The organism is Devosia sp. CAU 1758, assembly GCF_054482695.1.
On sequence record NZ_JBTLRJ010000001.1, the window covers coordinates 105,029 to 124,744 of the forward strand.

Consider the following 19,716-nt stretch of genomic DNA (forward strand, 5'->3'; position numbering starts at 1 on the left):
GCAAGGGGGCGAGCTAAGGACGCGCCTTTAGCGGCTTGTTCACCCCGGGCGTACTTAGGAGTTCTCTCTTGCAGAAGAAGAGTTTAGGGTGCGCCCGCCTAAGGTCCCATCTGCCCGGAGCGGCGCATGCAACTGACCCGAATTGCCAATGACCAGATCACGGTCGATGTTGCGGCCCTCGGCGCAGAGATGCAGTCGATCCAGACGCGGGATGGGCGCCACTGGCTCTGGCATGGCGACGCCACCCACTGGACCGGACGGTCGCCCGTGCTGTTTCCCATCGTGGGCAAGGCCCCCAATGATTCGGTCAGCGTGGATGGCGAACGCTTCCAGATGAGTCAGCACGGCTTTGCCCGGCGCAGCAATTTCAAGCTGGTGGTGGAAGAATCCGACCGCGTGGTCTATCGGCTCACTGCCTCGGAGGCGAGCCGGGCCATGTATCCGTTCAATTTCCAGCTCGATATCGAGCATCGGGTGGAAGGCCGGGCCGTGGTGGTCAGCGCCGAAGTCACCAATCACGACCATCGCGGCATGCCCTTCGGCATCGGTTTTCATCCCGCCTTTGCCTGGCCTTTGTCCGGAGCGGAGGGGGAGGCCCATAGGGTCGAGCTCGATGAAGGCGGCGCCCCGTCGCTGCACCGGCTTTCGGGCGGGTTGGTGGATCCCACGCCTCTGCCGTCACCCTTCGTCAATGGCGTTTTGGCGCTTGACCATGGCGACTTCGAAAAGGATGCCATGCTGTTTCCCGAAGGCGCCGGAGCCGGACTGGTCTATGGACCGGAAAAAGGGCCAAGCGTGCATTTCACCTGGGACAACCTCCCCAATCTTGCGCTTTGGACCCGGAAGGGAGCCGAATTCATCTGCCTTGAACCCTGGCACGGCACGGCCGCGGAAGTGGGCGGATCGGATGATATTGCCCAGCGGCCCTATTCGGCATTGCTCGGGCCGAGCTCCTCGGCGCGATACGGTTTTCGGGCGGAGCTGAGGGGCTAGGTTCCCGCCATCCGGGTGAGGATTTATTCAGCCGCGCCGCGTTCGTCGGCGAGGGCGTCGGGGCCATTGGGGTCGCCTGGGGCGGTTTCGACGCCGAGCTCGGGGAAGGCGGCGATGCGCTGGCCGCGGAAATCGGTGCGGAGGACGACTAGGCCCCGCTCTTCGAACCAGGTGAGCAGACGCCTGGCCCTGCTTGATGAATGGGTGCCGTAGAGGCGCGCCAGGGTGGCATCGGAGGGGCAGGGGGCGGCGGTGAGCGCGGCCTGGGCGATGACCAGGAATACGCCCTGTACATCGTCGGTCAGCGTTTCGGACAGCGCCAGCGCCTGCTGCCAGCCTTGGGAGGCGGCGACCGTTTCGTCGGGGGCGACGCGGGCCACCGCCAGGAGCCGCTTGAAGGCGGGGAGGGCTGGGGCATCGCCCGGCACACGGCGGATGCGGCAGCGCACCAGAAAGTCCTGATAGAGCTGGGCCGTGGTGCGGAAACCGGCATCGGGATCGCTCATCAATTCGACCATCACCGCCTGGATCATGGCAGCGCGCTCGGCCTCGTCGATCTCGGGGAAGAGCGAAGCCGGTTCTGAGGATGTCTCGGCGCGGGCCTTAGCCCTGGCCTCGGCAACCTGGGCCAGCAGTTCATTGGTCGAGGGCGGCGGGGGCGGCGCCGGGCGGCGGACCACGGGGCGGGCCAGTTCCTCGGGGTCCTGGGTGAAGATCAGGTCGGCGGCGTCGGCGGGCGTCTCGGGCAGGGGGGTCAGCTTGGGGCTGGTGGAGCGGGCCGAGGTTTCCACCGGGCCGATGGTGATGGGCAGCGGGCGGCGCGAAATGGCCGGGCCGAGGGCGACGAAATGGCCACGGGCCAGATCGCGGAACTGTTCGGCCTGGCGCCGGTCCATGCCCAGAAGGTCGGCAGCCCGGGCCATGTCGATATCGAGAAAGGTGCGGCCCATGAGGAAGTTGGAGGCTTCGGCCGCGACATTCTTGGCCAGCTTGGCGAGGCGCTGGGTGGCGATGACACCGGCGAGACCCCGCTTTCGGCCACGGCACATGAGATTGGTCATGGCGCCAAGCGAGAGCTTGCGGGCTTCGTCCGAAACTTCGCCGGCCACGGCGGGGGCAAAGAGCTGGGCCTCGTCAACCACGACCAGTACCGGATACCAGAAATCGCGGTCGGCATCGAACATGCCGCCGAGGAAGGCGGCGGCAGCACGCATCTGCTGCTCGACATCGAGCCCTTCGAGGTTGAGGACCACGGAGACGCGATGCTGGCGGACGCGGGCGGCGATGCGGGTCAACTCGTTTTCGGTGCGCGTGGCATCGACCACCAGATGGCCGAACTTGTCGGCCAGGGTGACGAAATCGCCCTCGGGATCAATGACGCATTGCTGCACCCAGGGCGCAGATTGCTCGAGGAGCCGGCGCAGCAGGTGGGATTTGCCGGAGCCGGAATTGCCCTGCACCAGAAGGCGCGTGGCCAGCAATTCCTCTAGGTCCATGTGGGCGGCGCCGGCGGTCCGGCTTTCTCCCATGTCGATGGCGACCTGCATCATCTCTCCGGCTGGATGCGTCGCACTTCGGGGAAGGGGGCGAACACACGGCTACTCACGAATAATCCCGTGCTTAGCACAGATGCGACGCGATTCGGGACGCCGCTTCGCGGCTTTCCTCGCATCGCATCTGTCAGGTCGATCTCAGCCGGGCTTGCGGGCGATGATGAAGATTGCGGCTCGGGGATTGGGGCGCCAGTCGTCTTCGATGACGAAGCCGGTGCGGATCAGGTCCTCGCGCAATTGATCATGGGTCATGATGTTGATCACGGGCAGGAGGCCAAAGGCGCGACCGAGAGGAGCCAGCAGGCCGAACCATTTCATGGTGTCGCCTATGCAGGCGGTGCTGGACACGAAGCGCCCGCCGGGCTTGAGCGCCTGGAAGACCCGGGCCATGGCGGCCTGCCGGTCCTTGAGCAGATGCAGGATGGAGAGCCCCAGCACCATGTCATAGCTGGCCGGCGCAAGAGCGATGCTGGTGATGTCGCCCTGTTCGAAGGTGACATTGTCGACCCCGGCCTCTGCGGCGCGGGCGCGGGCCTTGTCGAGCATGCGGGCGGAAAAATCTACGGCACGGACATGGCGGACAAGCGGGGCATGGGTAATGGCGGTGCCGCCCGTGCCGCAGCCGAACTCGAAAATCTCCATGTCCGGGGTGAGATGGGCCTGGGTGCGCGCCAGCTTGGTGCGATAGGCCTCTTCGTCAGCGATCGGCTGGGCGGCGTATTTATCGGCCAGCCGGTCCCAGAATGCGCTCAGTTCGGCCATGTGCGGGTCCTGCAATGCTCAGTGTCGGCGGAGAGACTAGCGGAGCAATCGGAAAAACAAAATTGCAGATAAGCGCAGAAGAATTATACGTAGATGCATGGATGATTTGCCGAACAATCCGGACTGGAACCAGATGCGGGCGCTCCTGGCAACAGTGGAGGCCGGGTCGCTATCGGCAGCCGCGAGGCGACTGGGCCTTACGCAGCCGACGCTGGGACGGCAGGTGGCGGCACTGGAGGAAAGCCTCGGACTGGCGATCTTCGAGCGGGTGGGGCGGAGCCTGGTGCTGACCGAGGCCGGGCAGTGGCTGGTGGCCGACCTGCGCGAAATGGGGGCGGCGGCGCAACGGGTGGCGCTATCGGCGGCGGCGCAGTCGCAATCGGTCGAGGGCGTGGTGCGGATCACCGCAGCCGACATCTATGCCGGCCACGTTCTGCCGCCACTGCTCGAGCGCATCCGAAAGGAGGCACCGGGTATAAGGCTGGACGTTTTGGCGACCGGGTCGATCAGCGACCTGCTGCGGCGCGGGGCTGATATTGCCATAAGACATGTGCGGCCGGATCAGGACGGGCTGATCGCCCGGCGCTGCAGGGACACGGCGGCCTATGTCTATGGCACGCCGGACCTGCTCGAGCGCCTGGGGCGCCCGCGCGATGGCGAGGAACTGGCGCGGTGCGACTTTGTCGGCGCCATGCAGGGCAATGATGATTTCATCGCCGAAATGCGGGCGCGGGGTGTGCCTCTCAGCCCCGCCAATTTCCGCTTTTCCACCCAGAGCGGCATGACCGGTTGGGAATGGGTGCGCAAGGGGCTGTGCCTGGCGGCGATGGTGGAAGCGGTGGCGCTGGTGACGCCGGAAGTCGAGATCGCGGTTCCGGCAATAGAACCGATCCAGGTGCCGGTGTGGCTGGTAACGCATCGCGAACTCCGTACCAGCCGGCGCATTCGCCTGGTTTTCGACCTGCTGGCGGATTGGCTTAGCTAACGCTATTGATGCCTCGATGATTACCGAACGGGCCCTCGGGACTTGCAGGCATTATAACTTGTAAGTCGACATGCAGTCGAGGCTGAACTTTTCATTGCGTTTCAGATTCCGGATGCTGCTATTCCGCCCAAAATGACTGGGGGCGGCACCTGCTGGAACGCTCCAGGCCTCTCTTAGAGATCGCGCAGGAGGCGCGCCGGGCGCGTCGAGACAGCGCGCCAAATGGTCATGGCGCCCAGCAGCGCCGTGATGGCCATGGCCACGGCCAGCACCACGACGATGATGTCAAGCTTGATGGTGAACTCCACCGCCAGCATCAGGCCGCTGACGACCCGCCCAAGGCCAATGCCGAGCGTAAAAGCCGGTAGGGCGGCCAGCAGCGCCAAGAGCAGATATTGCAGCGCCGCCGTGACAATCAGCTCGAAGCGGGTGGCGCCCAGCACCTTGGTGATGACCGCATCGGCCTCGCGCTGGCGGCGGCCGGTTGAGAGGCTGCCGATGAGTACGAGCAGGCCGTTGCCGACGGCGAGGCTCCCCACAAGGCTGGCCGCAAAGGAGAGTTGTCCCAGCGCGTCGGTCACTTGCTTGAGGGTATCGCCAACCGAGATGAAGCGGATATCGGGCAAGGCGCTGGCAACCAGGCGCCCCACGTCCTCCTCGGCGCCGGGGGCCGCGGTGACGGCGGCGAACAGCGTCGTCGGATAGGCGTCCAGCACGCCCGGGGAGAAGGTGGCGAGAAAATCGATGCCTCCCTGCCAGGAATAGTCGCGGAAACTGGCAATGGTGACGGTTACCGGTTCGCCGAAGATCGAGAAAGTGAGGGTATCGCCCAGATCGACGCCAAGACCGTGCCTCAGGCTCTGGTGCAGGCTGACAAGGCCGGGGCCGGCATGGTCGGGGGGCCACCATTCGCCCGCCGTGACGCGGGATGAGGAGGGCATATGGGTGCGAAAGGTGAGCGGCACTTGGCCGGCGAGGAGGAAGGTGGCTTCCGGTCCTCGCGTGACCAAGTCGGCGGCAGGCGTTCCCGCCACATCAATGAGGCTGCCCCAGAGCATGGGGGTCGAGACGAAGCGCGTGATGCCATTGCCGCCCAGGGTCAGCGCCTCAAGGTTTTCCACCTCGTCGGGGAAGAGATCGGAGCCGACCAAGGTTGGCGCATCGATGGCCGAGGCGCCGAGAAACTCCTGCTGCAGATTGGTCTGCATGACCAGCACCACGATCAACATGGCCAGCGCCATGCCGGCCGAAACGGCGACCGCGGCGGCGTTCTGTCCCGCCGTCGAGATATTGCGGATGGCATGACGCCAGATGCGAGGCCCGGTCTCGGGCAGACGGGCGAGGCCAGCCTGGACCAGGCGGATGAACAGCTGGAACAGCATGGCGCCGAGGGCGCTGGCGAGGCCGAAGGCGGCAACCAGAATGGCATCGCCCGTCATCGCCCAGGCCAAGAGGAAGAAGGCAAAAATGGCAACGATGAGGGGAAGCGCCTGCCAGGAGAATAGCAGGCCCTGCCAGTCGACCGGGGGCGCATCGAGCCCCTTGGAGCGGAACAGCAGCACCGGGCGGATGGTCTGGGCCTGTTGCAGGGGCAGATAGGCAAAGGCAAAGGCAGTGACCAGGCCCGTGCCGGCCGCAATCAACAATGGCTGGAGATGAATGGCAGGGGCGAGATCAATGCCGACGGCCGCCCCGATCGAAGGCAGGATGAACCAGGCAGTACTGGCTCCGGCAACAAGACCGATGCCGACACCCACTATGGCAAGCGCCGCCACCTGGGCGAGGAAATGCACAAAGACCCGCGAGCGATTGGCGCCGATGGAGCGCAATATGGCGATGACGCCGGAGCGCTCGGCAATATAGGCGCTCATGCCGGTCCAGACGCTGACGCCGCCGATGAGCAGCGAACCAAGGCCCACTATCAGCAGAAACCGCATGAAGAGATCATAGTAGCGCACCATCTGGCCGAGGCCATCGCGGGCCGAGCGCGCGGCCCAACCCCTGGAGCCGAATTGCTCGATGGCATTCGCCAGCCCGGCCTCGACATCACGGTCGGCCAGGAGGATCTTGTAGCGGTACCAGGTGCCCAGGCCCGGCAGCGGCGACGTGCGGTCGCTGACGACGCCAAAGCCATCCATGGTGATCAGCGTGGGCAGGCCGAGGCGGAAGCCGCGCACGGGGGCGTCGGGTAATCCGGCCAGTGTTCCGCGCACTGAAAATTCCGTGCCGCCCAGGACGAAACTGTCGCCGATACCGATACCCAACTGGTCGAGCATGATGCCGTCGACCAGCGCCCCGTATACGCCGTTCACTTCGGCGAGGAGAGTTGTGACATCCTGCCCGGGCGCCAGTTGCGGGCTCCGGACCGCGCCAAGCAGGGGATAGAGGGCACCCACGGCGCTGACATCGGCAAAGGCTTCGTCGGCAAAGGTTTCGGCGCGCAGATTGGTGTCGGTTGCCACGGCGACATTGCCCAGGGCCTTCATGGCAGCCAATTCGTCGGGCGTCGCCAGGCGGTCGGCACGAGACAGTTCGATATCGCCACCCATGATCTCGGCAGCGCCGATTTCGATGGCGCGGGTGATACTGGTGCCCACCGAATTGACGCCGGCGATCAGGGCCGTGCCGACCGCCAGGCACACGACGAGGAGCAGGAAGCGCCGCAGATCGCCGCGCATGTCCAGGAGGCCAACGCGGATGGCCGGCCAGAGACCGCGCATCACCGCGTCACCGACTTCCTGGTAATGGACTTGTCGACTGGAGGTTTCCTGGCGGCCGTGGTTTCGGTGAGCTGGCCCTGGGTCATGGTGAAGACCCGGTCAGCCCGTGCCGCCAGGGCCGGATCATGGGTGATGAGCACCACGGCGGTGTTGTTGCGGCGCGCCAGGTCAAACATCAGCTCGACCACGACGGAACCGGTTTTCTGATCGAGATTGCCGGTGGGTTCATCGGCCAGCAGCAGGGGCAGGTCGGCAACCGTGGCGCGGGCAAGGCCAACGCGCTGCTGCTCGCCCCCCGACAGGGCGGTGGGGCGATGATCGAGACGATCTCCCAGGCCGACAACGGCCAGGGCCGTCGCAGCCCTTTCGCGGACCTGGGCCATGGAGAGGCCAGGTTCGGCGATTTCGAGCGCCAGCCCGACATTGTCGAGGGCGCTGAGCGAGGGTATGAGGTGAAAGCTCTGGAAGACGATGCCCAGCGTGTGGCGGCGGAACCGCGCCAGCGCATCCTCGTTCATCTCGCCCAGATCGCTGCCATTGACCCGGACGCTGCCGCCCGTGGCCTTTTCGAGCCCAGCCAATAGCATCAGCAGCGAGGTCTTGCCGCTGCCCGAAGGACCAACAATGGCAACCACTTCGGCGGGCGCGACAGTGAGGGAGACCTTGCGCAGGATATGCAGGGGACGCCCGGCTATCTCCAGGCTGTAGTCCACATCGCGCGCATCAATGATCGGTCCATTGGACATGATCAGTCTTCCCCCTCAGCGGTCCAGGCCGACGCTCTTGCGTCTAATCCCAGGATTTCACCTCATAGTGGTTGGTTGATTCGTAACAAAGCCGTCAATTGCTGGATATTTTTAACGCTGAGAGTGCAAGAGTACCGGTATTCATGTCGGCGAGCGCGCATCTGAGGGGGTAAATGTGACAAACTGGCTGCGGGCGGCAATAGTCGCACTGGCGCTTTCTATGCCGGCATCGGCGCTTGCGACGGTCCAGGCCGCCGAAAGCGAGCTTGAACTGCTCACCTCCTATATCGGCGACTGGAGTGGCGAAGGTGCGCTGGTGGGCGGCGACCAGCCTGAGCCATTCCGGTGCCGGCTGGGTGTATCCCAAGGCAATCTGCTCAAGATCAATTATATCGGGCGCTGCTCGCTGGTGAACGCTACGCTCTCGATCAGGGGCACCATCGCCTATAATGACACCGCCGGGCAGTATGAGGCGGTGATGAATGCCAGTGCCGGGTATGAAGGGTTGGCTATTGGACGAAAGTCAGGCGACACAATCAGCTTCGACCTGCGCGAGCAGGCAAAGGATCGCGCCGGCAGCGATGTCCGTATCGGCGCCCGCATCCTCCTGGTGGGCGACAGCATTACCGTCGACTTTGAGGTCGAGTTCAACAATTCGGGCGATGTGCTGACGGCGAGGGTGCCGTTCAGCCGATAGTCTGGCCGCATCGCGGAGCCGGAAATGCACAGTGGGTCATGTCTTTGTGGGGCGGTGTCGTTCGACGTGAGCGGGCCGCTGCCCATGGCCTCGGCCTGCCATTGCAGCATGTGTCGCAAGAACACTGGAAATTACGAGGCTGGCGTCGACGTCAAAAAGTCGGCCGTGACGATCAAGGGCGGGACGAACATCACCTGGTTTCGCTCGTCCGAGAAGGCGCGCCGGGGGTTTTGCTCGACCTGCGGCTCCCCGATGTTCTTCGAGTTTCTTGAGGCGGACCTGATCGGCCTCATGCTCGGCGCGTTCGATGGGCCGACCGGAGTGAGGGTGTCGGAGCATATCTTTGTCGGCAACAAGGGCGACTATTACGATATCTGTGACGGCGCGCGGCAATACGAGACAGTGCCGGAATAGGGCATCAATCTCGCCACGAAGCTGTGCCGTCCTCGGTTTGGTCCAGGGCGGCACCGTTGCTTTGAGATGCGCGGCGCCTGCCTTCAGAGCTTGACCAAGGTTTTCACATCCACCGGCAGGCCGGTGGCGAAGCTCTTGTTGGCGGCGATGCCGGTGAGGATGGAGAGGGCGCCATCGCGGTGGTCGGCGCCATAGCCGGGGCGTGGCGTGGCATCGCCGAAGATTTCCTCGAGCATGATCTTGTCGCCGCCGCCATGGCCGCCTTCGCCATGCTTGACCGGGATCACGCGCGGCTCGCCATGCAGCGGGAAGTGGTAGAGTTTGACGCCCTTGGCGGCGCCTTCGGTCTCCGAGCCGGCGCCTGCATTGATGTAGGAATTCTCGTGCACGGTGAGTTCCAGGCGCCCGCCGGTGCCATTGATGGCGACGTTGAAGCCTTCCCAGGGGGCATAGGCGTAGAGCGAATAGGTCATCACCGCCTTGTTGCGATAGCGGACGATGACATTCATCGTGTCCTCGATGGAGATGCCGTCGCCGAAGACGTTCTGGTCGCGCTGGTAGCCGTCTTCCTTCTCGCCGTCCCAGTAGAGACCTTTCTGGACCGGGTTGCTGGTGAGATCGATGGCGAAGGGGTCGTCCTTGGCCGCCTCGACGCCGGTGGTGCGGGTGTATGGGGTGAAGACGCCCCGTTCCTCGGCATTGGCGCGGCCGTAGAACTTGAGATCGCCCATGCCGAAGACCGTGTCGGGCTGGCTACCGAGCCAGAAATTGACCAGGTCGAAATGGTGGGTCGACTTGTGGACCATGAGGCCGCCGGAATTGCGCTTGTCGCGGTGCCAGCGGCGGAAATAGTCGGCGCCGTGGCGGGTATCGAGCAGCCATTCGAAATGCACCGAGGTGACCTTGCCGATGGCGCCTTCGGCGATCAATTCGCGCAGGGCAGAATTGTGCGGGGCATAGCGATAGTTGAAGGTGACGCGAACCTCTTTTCCGGTGCGCTCGACGGCGTCGAGAATGGCCTGGCACTTTTCGGGGTCGGTGGTCATCGGCTTTTCGGTGATGACGTCGCAACCGGCTTCGAGCGCGGCAATGATGTAGTGGTCGTGGGTGCGGTCAATCGAGGTGACGATGATGGTATCGGGCTTCTGCTCGGTAATCATCCTGGTGAAATCGGCGGCCTTGTAGGTGGGGACCTTCTGGCCGCCCAGTTCCGTCTCGATGACCGAATTGGTGAAATCCATGCGCACCTGGTTGGTATCGCACAGGGCCACGAGCCGGGACTGTTCGCGATGCGGCCCCAGGATCGCTTCATAGAACATCCGTGCGCGACCTCCGGTCCCCACGAGCGCGTAGGTCTTGGCCATTCGATTTTCTCCGGTCTCGGTACAATTATGAGCGCTGCCGCCTCGGGAGGAGGGGCGAGAAAGCATCTACCATACAAGATAGGGGAAATGTATAGTTTCTTTCGACAATTGCGGAAACGGGCAGGCCGGAACGGCGTCGCGCATGCCGGTTGCCAGGGTTTGGGGCCAGAATTCTGTGGAAGACGGCAAACGAGACAAGCAGCGAAAGCCCTATCCGTCCCATGGTCCGGGAAAGGAATCAGCCCGCTCGGGAGGCGATGTGGCGGACAGTCTGGAGGGGACCATTGCTTTTCGGGTCGTCGTCGCGCTGCGCGACGACATCGTCAGCATGGCGCTGAAGCCCGGCGACGTTATCTCGGAAAGCGATATTGCGGGGCGCTATGGCGTATCGCGCCAGCCGGTGCGGGAGGCCTTTATCCGCCTCGCGCAGCAGGGCCTTCTGCTGATCCGCCCCAAGCGCGCCACCGTGGTCAAGAAAATCTCGCCCGACGGGGTGCGCCAGAGCCGGTTTATCCGCGAAAGCATCGAGGTCGAGATCATCCGCCGGGTGGCCTCGCATCCCGGTAGGGAGGCGTCGGAGGTCCTGGCGGGGCTGATCGCCGACCAGGAAGCGGCCTCGACCGCCAATGACAGCCGCCGCTTTCACAAGCTCGATGAGCTGTTCCACCGGACCCTGGCCCGGCTGGCCGGGGTAGAATATGCGTGGCAATTGATTGACGATCACAAGATGCAGCTGGATCGGGTGCGCTATCTGACGCTTGGGGTCTCTTCCAGCCAGCGGGCCATCGCCGAGCACAAGAGAATAGCCGAGGCGGTCGGCAAGGCCGATATTGCCGGCGCGGAAGCCGCCATGCGGGCGCATCTGGGCCGGGCAGAGGTGCTGCTCAACCAGACGATCGAGGATTTTCCGGACTATTTCGAATAGGCTGGGGCGGATGCGGAATGGAACCGGGGCGCTGCGGCGCCCTTGTTCTTGAGCGGTGGCACCAATAGGTTGCGCCAACTTCAAAGAATATCGGAGACACAGGCATGAAGACGCGGCGGCTGGGCAGGACGGGCTATGATGTCAGTGAAATCGGCCTGGGGTGCTGGCAGCTGGGCGGCGATTTCGGGCCGGTGGGCGATGACACCGCCAATGCCATTCTCGATCATGCGCTGGCCGCCGGGATCAGCTTCTGGGATACGGCCGATGTCTATGGCGGGGGCCTGAGCGAAACGCGCATCGGTGCCCATGCCAGGGGGCCCAATGTCGTGGTCGCGACCAAGCTGGGGCGCGGCGGCGGGCTGTTTCCCGACAATTATTCCAAGCAGGGACTGCGCGAGAGCCTCGTGGGTTCGGCCAAGCGGCTGGGCGTACATGCGCTGGACCTTGCGCAATTGCACTGCGTGCCGACGCCGGTGCTGCGCGACGGCGCGATCTTTGGCTGGATGGATGAATTCCAGGCCGAGGGACTGGTGCGGCATTGGGGCGCCAGCGTCGAGACCATCGAGGAGGGGTTGATCTGCCTCGACCAGCCCGGCTGCGCGACGCTGCAGATCATCTTCAATCTCTTCCGCCAGGATGCGGCGAGCGAACTTCTGCCCAAGGCGGCCGAGAAGGATGTCGGGGTGATCGTGCGGCTGCCGTTGGCCAGTGGGCTTTTGAGCGGCAAATATGACAAGGACACCCAATTCGCCGAAAGCGACCATCGCCACTACAATCGCGATGGCGCGGCTTTTTCGGTGGGCGAGACCTTTGGGGGCATTCCCTTCGAGCGGGGCGTCGAACTGGTGCAGACGCTAAAGGGTTTTGCGCCCGAGGGCCTGCCCATGAGCCAGTTTGCGCTCCGGTGGGTGCTCGACCACCCGCAGGTGTCGACCGTGATTGCGGGGGTCTCCAAGCCCGAGCAGATTGCCGACAACGTCGCGGCCAGCGAGCGCAAGAGCCTGTTCCCGGCGCTGATGAAGCAGCTCGGGCAATGGTATGAGGACGAGGTGAAGCCGGAGATTCGGGGCGGGGTGTGACGGCCTCACGCGACCGTGACGCCCCTAGCGGATCAACCCGGCCATACCTAGGTTAGGGCACCTAAAAGCAAAAAGAGTACGCCTCATGTCCCATCCTGCGTTCGAGCTTGTCCGCGACGAGAGCATTGCCGAGATCAATTCTCAGGCCCTGCTCTACCGGCACAAAAAGACCGGGGCGGAGGTGCTCAGCCTCGTCAATGCGGACGAGAACAAGGTTTTCGGGATCACCTTCAAGACGCCGCCCGAGGATTCGACCGGCATTGCGCATATCCTCGAGCATTCGGTGCTGTGCGGCAGCCGTAAATATCCGGTCAAGAAGCCGTTCGTGGAGCTGCTGAAGGGGTCCATGCACACCTTCCTCAATGCCATGACGTTCCCCGACAAGACCGCCTATCCGGTGGCCAGCCAGAATCTCAAGGACTTCTACAATCTGGTCGATGTCTATCTCGACGCGGTGCTGTTTCCCTTGATCACCGAGGACACGTTCGAGCAGGAGGGCTGGCATTACGAGCTGGAAAGCCCGGATGCGCCGCTGGTCTATAAGGGTGTCGTGTTCAACGAGATGAAGGGGGTCTATTCCTCCCCCGACTCGGTGATGCATACGCAGACACAGACCGCGCTTTATCCGGATACGACCTATGGCAGGAGTTCTGGCGGCGACCCCAGGGTCATTCCCGAACTCACCTATGAGCAGTTCAAGCGCTTCCACCAGACCTATTACCATCCGTCCAACGCGCGGGTGGTATTTTCGGGCGATGATGCGCCCGAAAAGCGCCTCGATATTCTCGATGCGTTTTTCAGCCAGTTCGACAGGCTCGATGTCGACGCCGAGGTGAAATTGCAGCCGCGCTGGAATGCGCCGCGCAGCGTCAGCGGTACCTATGCGGGGACCATCGATCCCGAAAAGCGCCGCGACAGCATGGTGTCGGTCAACTGGATGCTCGATCCGCCCGAAACGCGCGAGGAAACGCTAAGCTTTGGTCTGCTGAGCTATCTGCTTGCGGGCAATTCGGCGGCGCCGCTGCGCAAGAAGCTCAATGAAAGCGGGCTGGGCGAAGGCACGATCGGGGGCGGCATTTCCACCCATTTGCGCCAGCCCATGGCCGGTTTCGGGCTTAAGGGCGCCGATCCGGCCGATGCCGACAAGGTCGAGAAACTGGTGCTCGAAACACTCGAGGAGATCGCCCGGACCGGGTTTTCCGCCGAGCAGCGGGAAGCGGCGCTCAACACGTTCGAGTTCAATCTGCGCGAGCAGAATACCGGCTCCTATCCGCGCGGCATGACCTATATGTTCACAGCGCTCGGTGGCTGGTTGCATGGCGGCGATCCGCTGGCGCCCCTGGTGTTCGAGGATGCCTTGGCAAAGCTCAAGGAGAAGGCCGCATCGGGACATTTCGAGCGCGAAATCCGCCGGCTCTTCCTCGACAATCCGCATCGCGTGACCTCGAAAATCGAGGCTGATCCCGAACAGGCGGCGCGCGAGGCGAAGGTGGAAGCGGATCGGTTGGCCGACGTGCGGGCGGGGCTGGACGAGGCGGCCCTGGCCAATGTGCTTGAGCGTGGCGAGCGATTGAAAGCGCTACAGGAGGCCATCGACAGACCCGAGGACCTGGCGAAAATCCCGACGTTGACGCTCAAGGACCTCGATCGCGATATCCGCACGGTCCCGACCGAGGAAAGCGTGATTGCTGGCGTGCGGACGCTCCATCACGACCTGCCGACGCTGGGCATTCTGTATCTCGATCTTGGTTTTGACCTGCATGTGCTGGACAAGTCGCTCCTGCCCTATCTGCCGCTATTCGGGCGGGCGCTGCTGCAGACCGGGACCAGCAGGGAAGACTTTGTCTCCCTGACGCAGCGGATCGGGCGGACGACGGGCGGAATATCCCAGCATCGGGGCCTTGCCAGCCGCCAGGATGGCGCGGGAAGCGCGGCCTGGTTTTTCCTTTCGGGCAAGGCGGTGCCGGACAAGTTCGGTGACATGCTGGGGATCATGGGCGAGGTGCTGCTCGATGCCCAGCTTTCCAATCGTGATCGATTCCGCCAGATGGCGCTCGAGGAAAAGGCCGGGTTCGAGGCACGGCTGGTGCCGGCGGGCAATGCCTTTGCCGATACCCGCATCAAGGCCGGGCTGACCGAGGCGGGCTGGATTGCCGAACAGATGGGCGGGATCAGCTATCTCGATTTCCTCAAGGGGCTGGTCAAGCGCATCGACAATGATTGGCCGAGCGTCGAGGCGACACTGATCCGCATTCGCGACACGCTGTTCAATCGCGGGCGCATGGTGGCCAATCTGACGGCAGACCAGGCGCTATGGGAGAGGGCACAGGGAGAGCTTGGCGACTTCCTTGAGATTTTGCCACAAGAGCAATTGCCCGACGCCGACTGGAGTCACAGTTTCGCGCCGAAAAATGAGGGTCTGGTGATCCCGGCGCAGGTCAATTATGTCGGCAAGGGCGCTAATCTGAAGGCGCTGGGTATCGAATTGAGCGCCGCGTCCGCCGTGGCGCTGCGCCTCCTCAACACCACCTATCTCTGGGACAAGGTGCGGGTGCAGGGCGGGGCCTATGGTGGGTCGAGCCGCTTCGACCTGGCCTCGGGCAATTTCGCCTTCCTCTCCTATCGTGATCCCAATCTCCTCAAGACGCTGGACGCCTATGACGGCGCCGCCAAGGCCCTCAGGGCGGAGATCGGGAAAACCGACCTGGTGCGGTCGGTGATTGGGGTGATCGGCGATCTCGACCGGCCGGAATTTCCCGATGCCAAGGGCTATTCGGCCATGTGGCGTATCCTTAATGGCACCTCGGATGAATTGCGCCAGCAGCGGCGCGACGAAATCCTCAACACAAGCAAGGCTGATTTCCTGGCGCTGGCCGATGCAATCGATCTGGTGGCCGCCAAGGGCCATGTCGTGGTGTTGGGTGGCGAGACGGCGATCAAGCTGGCAAACGAGAAGCGGCCGGGACTGCTGGAGGTCAGCAAGGTCGTATAGCGGAACGGCGCTTCGGCCATCGGCGTTGCCATGGGGAAAGGAACATCCTGATGGTATCAGTTGGTGATGGCGCGCTCGGCGCGTTGGTCCGGCAGCTCGAAGAGCGGGCCGATGCCGGCGAGGATGTTTCCATAAGCACCGTGCAGAAGATCGCCGGGCAGCGCGCCGCAGGGCCGATGTTGCTACTGCCAGCGTTGCTGGTGGTTTCGCCGCTCAGCATTGTGCCCGGCATGGCGACGATGGTCGGGCTCAATACAATCCTTGTAGCGGGGCAATTGGTCCTGGGGCGGGAGCACATCTGGCTGCCCAAATGGCTAACGGAAAGATGTATCCCGGCCAAGCGGGCCCAAAAATTCGTCAAGTTCCTGGGACCGGTGAGCCAAGCCGCGGACAGGGTGGTCAAGGATCGCGTGAGGCCGCTGACGGGGAGTGGGATGCGGCGCTTTGGCGCCGTAATCTGCGTGCTGGTGGGGGCAGTCATGCCGGTCATGGAAATTGTTCCCTTCACCTCGACCGGCGCTGGCGCAATCATTGCCGTCTATGGGTTGGCGATCACGGCGCGCGACGGGCTGCTGGCGATCGGCTGGATAGGGCTGGTGCTGGGTCTGGTTTCGCTGGCGCTTGCTTTTGTGCTCTAGCTACTCAAAGCCTCGACAAGGTATGGCAGGCTGATATCCATGCGATAGTCGACGCCGGAGTGATTGTCGGGGAATTCCTCGTAGCGGTGGGCGATGCCCCGGGCCTCGAGCATCTTGTGGATGCGTCTTGTGCCATAGAGGATATTGTACTGGTCCTCGGTGCCGCAATCGAGGAAGAAGCCTTTCAGCTTGCCGATGGCGTCGGCATGGGTTTCGACCATGCGGGCGGGGTCCCATTCGAGCCAGTTCTGCCAGCGCTCCTCGATCAGTTCGCAGGTGTCGAGCGTGACCGGCAGGCGGAGGCCGAGGAAGGTTTCCGGGTCCGGGTCAGCATCGAAACTGGCGGCCTGCGCCAGGATCATGAGAACGAGGGTGTCCTTGCCATCTATCTTGTTTTTCGCCTCGAATGCGGTCAGCCATTTTTCAATGGAATTGTCCGACTTGGCGAGGGCGCGCAGCGTCGCGGGAAATTCAGGCAGATAGAGGTTTTCAAAGCCGGCATCGCCTGAATGGCTGGCGGCGGCGGCCCAGATGTCGGGATGGCGCATGGCATGGACCAGGCTGCCGAAGCCGCCCGAGGATTTGCCGAAGACGCCGCGCCGTCCGGTGCCGCCGCAGGAGAAGCGGCTTTCCACAAAGGGCAGCATTTCGGCGATGAGGAAATCCTCATAATTGCCGATGATCGGGGAGTTCACATATTGATTGCCGCCGAGGCGGCTGTAGCAATCGGGAAAGGCGACAACCACCGGCGCCATTGTGCCGTCGCCGATCAGCCGGTCGAGACGCTCGGGCAGGTTTTCGGTAAAGCTCTTCCAATTGGTGTGAGCGGGGCCGCCGGCGGTGTAGCCCACCAGATCGACCAGCAGCGGCAAATCGGCGCCGTCATGGCCGTGGGGCACATAGACGTCGACAATGCGGGTGGTCGGGTCGTCGAGGCGGTTGCCGGCCAGCGCCTTGCTGTCCACGGAGAGGCGATGGATGGTGCCGGGGGCGTGGGTGGTCTTGCGCATGTCTGGCTCCTGGTTTTGATCCGGTTTGGAATAGACCGGCGCCGGTAGCAAGAGGAAAGACCCCCTCACCCGGCACTGGGCGCCGACCTCTGCCCCAGAGGGAGAGCTACCAATGGTGACGCCATGTGTCAGGAGGCCGGGATAGGGTGTGATGAACCGGACTTCCTCCAGCGGCGTTGTGCGTCTCATGGTCCAGCCCATCCTCAATCGCGACCTTTATTGTCCCGCTATCGATGCCTGGATCGATCCCAGCATGCCGAAGCCGCGCGCCATCATCACCCATGGCCATGCCGATCATGCGCGCAGCGGCCATGGAGCGGTGCTGGCGACCCCGGAAACCATTGCCATCATGAAAGTGCGTTATGGCGAGGATTGCGCGGGGCGGTTCGAGGCGCTGAAATTCGGCGAGCGGCTGCGGATTGATAGTGCCGTGGTGAGCCTGCATCCAGCCGGGCATATATTGGGTTCGGCGCAGGTGAGAATCGAGGCCGAGGGACAGCGTGCGCTGGTGACAGGCGACTACAAGCGCCTGCCCGATCGGACGGCCGAGGCCTATGAAGCGGTTCCCTGCGACCTGATGGTGACCGAGGCGACGTTTGGCCTACCCGTGTTTCAGCATCCCGATCCACGCGACGAGATCGCCCGGCTGCTGAAATCGGTTTCCGACCAGCCTGAGCGTAGCCATCTGGTCGGATGCTATGCGTTGGGCAAGGCGCAGCGGGTGATTGCGCTGCTGCGTGACGCGGGGTGGGACCGGCCGATCTATCTCCATGGCGCGATGATCCGGCTGTGCGAACTCTATGAGGAACTGGGCGTGTCGCTCGGTGAATTGATCCCGGCGACCGGCATGCCCAAACCGGCCATGGCAGGGCAGATCGTGATTGCGCCACCCTCGGCCATTCGGGACCGCTGGAGCCGGCGTTTCCCCGATCCGGTGGTATGCCAGGCCTCAGGCTGGATGAGCATCAAGCAGCGAGCGCGGCAGGCGCTGGTGGAATTGCCATTGGTGATTTCGGACCATTGCGACTGGGGCGAGCTCAATAGCTCCATCCTCGAAAGCGGTGCCGGAACCGTGTGGGTGACGCATGGGCGCGAGGATGCGCTGGTCTATTGGTGCAAGCAGCAGGGATTGGACGCAGAGCCGCTGGCGCTGCCGGGGCTGGACGATGACGGCGGGGAGGGCGGGGCATGAAGCGCTTTGCCGAGCTGCTGGAACTGCTCGCCCTGACGCCATCGCGCACGCGCAAGATTGCGGCGCTGGCGCAATATTTTGCCGAGGTGCCGGACCCGGATCGCGGGCTGGCGCTCGCGGTACTGACCGGCGAGATGGACATAAGCAATGTGAAGCCGGCGCTGCTCAAGCAGACGGTGCTGGCCGAGGTGGACGAGACGCTCTTTGCGCTGAGCTATGATTATGTGGGCGATCTCGGAGAGACGATTGCGCTGATCTGGCCGCATCACGGCACGGGGGAATTGCCGCAGCTGAGCGCGCTGGTGGCGCTGCTCAATACCACAAGCAAGGCGGACCTGCCCAAGGTCATTGGCGACCTGCTGAGCCAGGCGGCGATCCACGAACGCTGGGCGCTGATCAAGCTGGCGACCGGGGCATTGCGCATTGGCGTATCGGCGCGGCTGGCCAAGACGGCGCTGGCCGAGATGAGCGGTGTGGAGCTACAGGTCATCGAGGAGGTCTGGCATGGGCTCAAGCCGCCTTATGCAGAACTGTTTGCCTGGCTGGAGGGGAAGGCGGGCCGGCCGGAGGTGGACCACACGGCACGGTTCCATCCCCTGATGCTCTCGACGCCTATCGAGGAGAATGATTTCGGCAAACTCGATCCGCGTGACTTCTCGGCGGAGTGGAAATGGGACGGGATTCGGGTGCAGCTGGTGCTGGGCAAGGAGGGGGCCTCGCTGTTTTCGCGCACGGGCGACGACATTGCAGGCAGCTTTCCCGATGTGGTCGAAGCGGCCATGGGGCGGGGAGTTCTGGATGGCGAGCTTCTGGTGGGACACGATTTTGAGGCGAGAAGCTTCAACGATCTGCAGCAGCGGCTGAACCGGAAGGTGGCGACGGCAAAACAGATGGCCGAATTGCCCGCCTTTGTACGGGTCTATGACTTGCTGTTCGATGGCGACGAGGACATAAGGGCGCTGGGCTGGGAAGCGCGGCGGGCGCGGCTGGAGGCGTGGTTTGCCGACAACCCACAGACGCGCATGGACGTTTCCGAATTGCTGCCGTCTGGGACCTGGGAGGATCTGGCAAAACTGCGGCGGCAGGGGGCGGACGAGCATGGCCATGAGGGGGTGATGATCAAGCTGCGCACCGCGCCTTATGTGCCGGGTCGGCCCAAAGGGTTCTGGTTCAAGTGGAAGCGCGACCCGAATGTGGTGGATGCGGTGCTCATGTATGCCCAGCGCGGCCATGGCAAGCGGAGTTCATTCTATTCGGACTACACATTCGGGGTGTGGAAGGGCAATGAGATCGTGCCCATCGGCAAGGCCTATTTCGGCTTCACCGACGAAGAACTGAAACAGCTCGACCGCTGGATCCGCGCCAATACGATTGGCAGTTTCGGGCCGGTGCGCGAGGTGAAGAAGGAACTGGTGTTCGAGGTGGCATTCGACAGCGCGCAGAAAAGCGGGCGGCATAAATCGGGCGTGGCGCTGCGCTTTCCACGCATCAACCGGATACGCTGGGACAAGCCGGCCAGCGAGGCGGCGCGGCTCGAGGATATGGACGCGTTTGTGGGGTAGGGCGGTGAGCGCCGGTTCCCCCACCCTAGTTTCGCTACGGTCCGGCGGACCTAGCTTCACTACCCTCCCCACAAGGGGGAGGGA

16 protein-coding genes are annotated in these 19,716 nt (G+C 63.6%); 10 read left to right on the forward strand and 6 right to left on the reverse strand.

The genetic code is table 11. The features are described 5' to 3' along the window. Window positions 1-126: 126 nt before the first annotated feature. The gene (locus tag ACXYMS_RS00535) at window positions 127-993 is read left to right on the forward strand and encodes an aldose 1-epimerase family protein (RefSeq protein ID WP_458903078.1); all 867 of its coding nucleotides are present in this window, start codon (window positions 127-129) and stop codon (window positions 991-993) included. Window positions 994-1,016: 23 nt separating this feature from the next. Here ACXYMS_RS00535 and ACXYMS_RS00540 read toward each other — a convergent pair whose 3' ends face one another. Beyond that, complete coding sequence (locus ACXYMS_RS00540) at window positions 1,017-2,540, reverse strand: helicase HerA domain-containing protein (RefSeq protein WP_458903079.1); 1,524 nt, start codon at window positions 2,538-2,540, stop codon at window positions 1,017-1,019. A 144-nt stretch (window positions 2,541-2,684) separates the two neighbouring features. Further along, window positions 2,685-3,308 carry a class I SAM-dependent methyltransferase gene (locus ACXYMS_RS00545; protein ID WP_458903080.1) on the reverse strand — a complete coding sequence of 208 codons (624 nt, stop codon included), beginning with the start codon at window positions 3,306-3,308 and terminating at the stop codon, window positions 2,685-2,687. 97 nt (window positions 3,309-3,405) lie between these two features. Between ACXYMS_RS00545 and ACXYMS_RS00550 the strand changes: the two genes are divergently transcribed. Next, window positions 3,406-4,293, forward strand: coding sequence for a LysR family transcriptional regulator (locus tag ACXYMS_RS00550; protein ID WP_458903081.1), 888 nt, complete (start codon window positions 3,406-3,408; stop codon window positions 4,291-4,293). 173 nt (window positions 4,294-4,466) lie between these two features. Here ACXYMS_RS00550 and ACXYMS_RS00555 read toward each other — a convergent pair whose 3' ends face one another. After that, on the reverse strand, window positions 4,467-7,013 hold the full coding sequence (locus tag ACXYMS_RS00555; RefSeq protein WP_458903082.1) for an ABC transporter permease: 2,547 nt from the start codon (window positions 7,011-7,013) through the stop codon (window positions 4,467-4,469). Then, window positions 7,013-7,759 (reverse strand): ABC transporter ATP-binding protein, encoded by a 747-nt coding sequence (locus ACXYMS_RS00560; RefSeq protein WP_458903083.1) that lies wholly within the window; start codon window positions 7,757-7,759, stop codon window positions 7,013-7,015. The genes ACXYMS_RS00555 and ACXYMS_RS00560 overlap by 1 nt, the downstream gene beginning before the upstream one ends. A gap of 175 nt (window positions 7,760-7,934) precedes the next feature. Here ACXYMS_RS00560 and ACXYMS_RS00565 point away from each other — a divergent pair, with 175 nt between their 5' ends. Both ACXYMS_RS00565 and ACXYMS_RS00570 read left to right on the forward strand, forming a co-directional pair. Next, entirely contained in the window at window positions 7,935-8,456 is a 522-nt protein-coding gene (locus ACXYMS_RS00565) for a hypothetical protein (RefSeq protein ID WP_458903084.1), read from the forward strand. Between the two features lie 24 nt (window positions 8,457-8,480). Further along, a complete protein-coding gene (locus ACXYMS_RS00570; RefSeq protein WP_458903085.1) occupies window positions 8,481-8,870 on the forward strand; it encodes a GFA family protein in 390 nt (129 codons plus the stop codon). 83 nt (window positions 8,871-8,953) lie between these two features. Here ACXYMS_RS00570 and ACXYMS_RS00575 read toward each other — a convergent pair whose 3' ends face one another. Beyond that, on the reverse strand, window positions 8,954-10,234 hold the full coding sequence (locus ACXYMS_RS00575; RefSeq protein WP_458903086.1) for a Gfo/Idh/MocA family oxidoreductase: 1,281 nt from the start codon (window positions 10,232-10,234) through the stop codon (window positions 8,954-8,956). A gap of 259 nt (window positions 10,235-10,493) precedes the next feature. Between ACXYMS_RS00575 and ACXYMS_RS00580 the strand changes: the two genes are divergently transcribed. From ACXYMS_RS00580 to ACXYMS_RS00595, 4 genes are all read left to right on the forward strand, one after another. Beyond that, window positions 10,494-11,159, forward strand: a complete 666-nt coding sequence (locus ACXYMS_RS00580) for a GntR family transcriptional regulator (RefSeq protein WP_458903087.1) — start codon at window positions 10,494-10,496, stop codon at window positions 11,157-11,159. 104 nt (window positions 11,160-11,263) lie between these two features. Beyond that, window positions 11,264-12,238, forward strand: coding sequence for an aldo/keto reductase (locus tag ACXYMS_RS00585; protein WP_458903088.1), 975 nt, complete (start codon window positions 11,264-11,266; stop codon window positions 12,236-12,238). A gap of 85 nt (window positions 12,239-12,323) precedes the next feature. Then, window positions 12,324-15,230, forward strand: a complete 2,907-nt coding sequence (locus tag ACXYMS_RS00590; protein ID WP_458903089.1) for an insulinase family protein — start codon at window positions 12,324-12,326, stop codon at window positions 15,228-15,230. Between the two features lie 50 nt (window positions 15,231-15,280). Beyond that, window positions 15,281-15,868 carry an exopolysaccharide biosynthesis protein gene (locus tag ACXYMS_RS00595; protein WP_458903090.1) on the forward strand — a complete coding sequence of 196 codons (588 nt, stop codon included), beginning with the start codon at window positions 15,281-15,283 and terminating at the stop codon, window positions 15,866-15,868. On the opposite strand, the gene ACXYMS_RS00600 is transcribed toward ACXYMS_RS00595, so the two are convergent. After that, window positions 15,865-16,878, reverse strand: a complete 1,014-nt coding sequence (locus ACXYMS_RS00600) for an alpha/beta hydrolase (protein WP_458903091.1) — start codon at window positions 16,876-16,878, stop codon at window positions 15,865-15,867. The genes ACXYMS_RS00595 and ACXYMS_RS00600 overlap by 4 nt on opposite strands. A 187-nt stretch (window positions 16,879-17,065) precedes the next feature. On the opposite strand from ACXYMS_RS00600, the gene ACXYMS_RS00605 reads away from it, so the two are divergent. Together ACXYMS_RS00605 and ACXYMS_RS00610 are read left to right on the forward strand one after the other, a co-directional pair. Next, window positions 17,066-18,070 (forward strand): ligase-associated DNA damage response exonuclease, encoded by a 1,005-nt coding sequence (locus ACXYMS_RS00605; protein ID WP_458904559.1) that lies wholly within the window; start codon window positions 17,066-17,068, stop codon window positions 18,068-18,070. After that, on the forward strand, window positions 18,067-19,632 hold the full coding sequence (locus tag ACXYMS_RS00610) for a cisplatin damage response ATP-dependent DNA ligase (protein ID WP_458903092.1): 1,566 nt from the start codon (window positions 18,067-18,069) through the stop codon (window positions 19,630-19,632). The genes ACXYMS_RS00605 and ACXYMS_RS00610 overlap by 4 nt, the downstream gene beginning before the upstream one ends. Window positions 19,633-19,716: the final 84 nt, after the last annotated feature.